The sequence below is a fragment of the Streptosporangium sp. NPDC049644 genome, assembly GCF_040675205.1.
Taxonomy (GTDB): Bacteria; Actinomycetota; Actinomycetes; order Streptosporangiales; family Streptosporangiaceae; genus Streptosporangium; species Streptosporangium fukuiense.
Genome location: NZ_JBFAOJ010000211.1, coordinates 1 through 3,952, shown reverse-complemented (window position 1 = coordinate 3,952; position 3,952 = coordinate 1). Strand labels below are relative to the sequence as shown.

1 protein-coding gene is annotated in these 3,952 nt (G+C 72.6%); it reads left to right on the top strand.

Annotated features, from left to right (window positions below; all coding sequences use genetic code 11):
- The coding region (locus AB0J58_RS44350) for a type I polyketide synthase (RefSeq protein WP_364227726.1) at window positions 1-3,952 on the top strand (3,952 nt) is incomplete at both ends.

The following is a 3,952-nucleotide window of genomic DNA, read 5'->3' as shown; positions in this document are numbered from 1 at the left end:
CGGTCGGTTCGCTGCTGGAGCAGCGGTATCGGGTGTTCGTGGAGGTGAGCCCGCATCCGGTGCTGACGGTCGGCATCGGCGAGTGCGTGGACGAGAGCGACTTCACCACCGTGATCTCCGGGACGCTGCGCCGTGACGAGGGCGGGCTGGACCGGGTGCTGACCTCGGCGGCGGAGTTGTTCGTCCGGGGCGTGGCGGTGGACTGGCAGGCGGTGCTGACCGGTGGCCGCCGGGTGGACCTGCCGACTTATGCCTTCCAGCACCAGTGGTACTGGCCCGAGCAGACAGGTCCTCAGGTGGGGAACGTGGCGGCGGCCGGGCTGGCGGCGGCGGGGCATCCGCTGCTGGGCGCGGCGGTCGGCCTGGCCGACTCCGACGGGGTGCTGCTGACCGGGCGGCTGTCGCTGTCGTCGCATCCGTGGCTGGCCGATCACGCGGTGGCCGGGATGGTGTTCTTCCCGGGCACCGGCTTCCTGGAGCTGGCGATCCGGGCCGGTGACCAGGTCGGCTGCGAGGTGGTGGAGGAACTGACCCTGGCCGCGCCGCTGGTGCTGGGCGAGGACGACGCGGTGGTGGTCCAGATCGCGGTCGGCGCTCCGGAGGAGACCGGCCGGCGGGCCCTGAGCGTCTACTCCCGCCCGGCGCAGGCCGGCGACGAAGTGCCGTGGGTACGGCACGCCACCGGCACGCTCACCACGGAGGGCACGGCCGCCGTGCCGTTCGACACGGCGGTGTGGCCGCCGGTCGGCGCGACCACGGTCGAGCTGGACGGGTTGTACGACGAGCTGGCCACCCGCGGGCTGGGCTACGGTCCGGTGTTCCAGGGGCTGCGGGCGGTCTGGCAGCGAGATGGCGAGGTGCTCGCCGAGGTCGCCCTTCCCGAGCAGGCGGCGTCCAACGCGGGCGCGTTCGGGGTGCACCCGGCCTTGCTGGACGCGGCGCTGCACGCGGTCACGTTCGCCGGACTGGACGTCGCCCAGGGCGGCCTGCTGCCGTTCTCCTGGCAGGACGTGAGCCTGCACGCGGGCGGCGCGGGGTTGCTGCGGGTGCGGCTGGCCAAGGTGGGCGAGGACTCGGTGTCGCTGACGGCGGTCGATCGAGAAGGAGCGCCGGTGCTGTCGGCGCGCTCGCTGATCGTGCGTCCGTTCACCCCCGACCAGCTCGCCGGCGCGGGCGGTGGCCGTGACGTGGAGCGGGACTCGCTGTTCGGCCTGGACTGGACCGCGCTGCCGGAGGTGCGGGGCGCGGAGACCGGTGTGAGCGTGGCCGAGCTGGGCGGAGATCTCGACTCGCTGGACCCGGCACCGGACGTGGTCATGGTCACCGTCGGATCGGCCGACCCCGAGAGCGTGGTGGAGTCGACCTACGAGCTGGTCGCCCACGTACTCGGCCTGCTGCAGCGGTGGCCGGCCGACGAGCGGTTCCGGACTTCGCGCTTGGCGTTCGTCACCCGTGGTGCGGTGGCAGCGCGGGATGGCGATGTGGTCACCGACCTCGCCGCCGCGGCGGTGTGGGGTCTGGTCCGGTCGGCGCAGTGGGAGGACCCGGGCCGGTTCGTGCTCGTCGATGTGGACGCCGAGCCGTCCCCGTCGTCGCTGACCGCGGCGCTGGCCTCTGGCGAGCCGCAGGTGGCGGTGCGCGACGGCGAGGTACGGGTGCCGCGCCTGGCCCGCGTGGCACCGGCGGAAGAGATCGAACGGCCGTGGGATCCGGACGGCACGGTCCTGATCACCGGTGGTACGGGTGGTCTGGGCGGTCATCTGGCGCGGCATCTGGTGGCCGAGCGCGGTGTGCGGCACCTGCTGCTGACCAGCCGTCGGGGCCTGGACGCTCCGGGTGCGTTGGAGCTACAAGCGGAGCTGATCGCGCACGGCGCCGAGGTCACGATCGCGGCGTGTGACATGGCCGACCGGGACCAGGTGGCGGCCCTGCTGGCCGGGCATCCGCTCACCGCGGTCATCCACACCGCGGGCGTGCTGGAAGACGCGACGATCCCGACCCTGACTCCGGAACGGCTGGGCAGGGTGCTGCGGCCGAAGGTGGACGCCGCCTGGCACCTGCACGAGCTCACCAAGGACCTGGACCTCGCGGCGTTCATCGTGTACTCGTCGCTGTCGGGTGTGATGGGATCACCCGGACAGGGCAACTACGCCGCCGCGAACACCTTCCTCAACGCCTTGGCCGAGTCGCGCCGGGCCGAAGGGCTGCCCGCGCTGTCGCTGGCCTGGGGCGCCTGGACTCAGGACGCCGGAATGACCGGCACGCTGAGTGACGCCGACATGCGGCGGATCGCTCGTACGGGCATGCCGCCGCTGTCGGTGGAGCAGGGCCTGGCCCTGTTCGACGCCGCAGAACGGGTGAGCCGGTCGGTGGTGATCCCGCTCCGGGTCGAGCTGGCCGTGATGCGCGCCCACGGCGAGGTTCCGGCGTTGCTGCGAGGTCTCGTGCGGGCCGGCCGGCGGTCGGCGGCGTCCGGATCTGTGGTGGCGGCGACGCTGTTGCAGCGGCTGGCCCCGCTGGGGGCGGCCGAGCGCGCCGAGGTCCTGGTGGACCTGGTGCGTACCGAGGCGGCGATGGTACTCGGCCATGTCTCGCCCGAGACGGTGGAGGTGCGGCGGGAGTTCCGCGAGCTGGGCTTCGACAGCCTGACGGCGGTGGATCTGCGTAACCGGCTGAACGCCGCCACCGGGCTGAGGCTGCCGTCCACGCTGGTGTTCGACTACCCGACGCCGACCGTGCTGGCGGAGTACCTGCTGGCCGAGCTGCTCGGCGAGCACGCCGACGCGATCATTCCCGCGCCCGTCCTGCCGGTGAGCGACGACCCGATCGTGATTGTGGGCATGTCCTGCCGCTTCCCGGGTGAGGTCGACTCGCCGGAGGATCTGTGGCGACTGGTGATCGAGGGCGGGGACGGGATCTCGGAATTCCCGACCACCCGGGGCTGGGATCTGCGGGCGCTCTACAACCCCGATACCGAGCAGCGGGGCACCAGCTACGTGCGCGAGGGCGGCTTCCTGGAGAGCGCCACGCAGTTCGATCCGGCGTTCTTCGGGATCTCGCCGCGTGAGGCACTGGCGATGGACCCGCAGCAGCGTCTGCTGCTGGAGGCGTCCTGGGAGGCGATCGAGCGGTCCGGGATCGACCCGACCTCCCTGCGGGGCAGCCACACGGGCGTGTTCGCCGGCATCTTCTACCACGACTACGCGATGAGCGCCCAGTTCCCGCCGGAGGCGATGGGCTTCGTCGGCACCGGCACCGCGGGAAGCATCGCGACCGGCCGCATTTCGTACACGCTGGGCCTGGAGGGCCCGGCGGTGACGGTGGACACGGCGTGCTCGTCTTCGCTGGTGGCGATGCACATGGCCGCGCAGGCCCTGCGCTCGGGCGAGTGCAACCTGGCGCTGGCCGGCGGCGCGACCGTGATGGCCACTCCGGCGGCGTTCGTCGACTTCAGCGCTCAAGGAGGGCTGGCGCCCGATGGGCGGGCCAAGTCGTTCGCCGACGCCGCGGACGGCACCAGCTACTCCGAGGGCGTGGGCATGCTGGTCCTGGAGCGTCTGTCGGACGCGCGCCGCAACGGCCACCAGGTGCTCGCCATCGTGCGCGGCTCCGCCGTCAACCAGGACGGAGCCTCCAACGGCCTGACCGCGCCGAACGGCCCGTCGCAGCAGCGGGTGATCCGCCAGGCTCTGGCCGGGGCCGGGCTGGCTCCCGCTGAGGTGGACGCGGTCGAGGCGCACGGCACCGGTACGACGCTGGGTGACCCGATCGAGGCCCAGGCGCTGATGGCGACCTATGGGCAGAATCGGCCGGACGACCGTCCGCTGCTGCTGGGGTCGGTCAAGTCGAACATCGGTCACACGCAGGCGGCCGCCGGTGTGGCGGGCGTGATCAAGATGGTCATGGCGATGCGGCACGGGGTGCTGCCCAAGACGCTGCACGTGGACGCGCC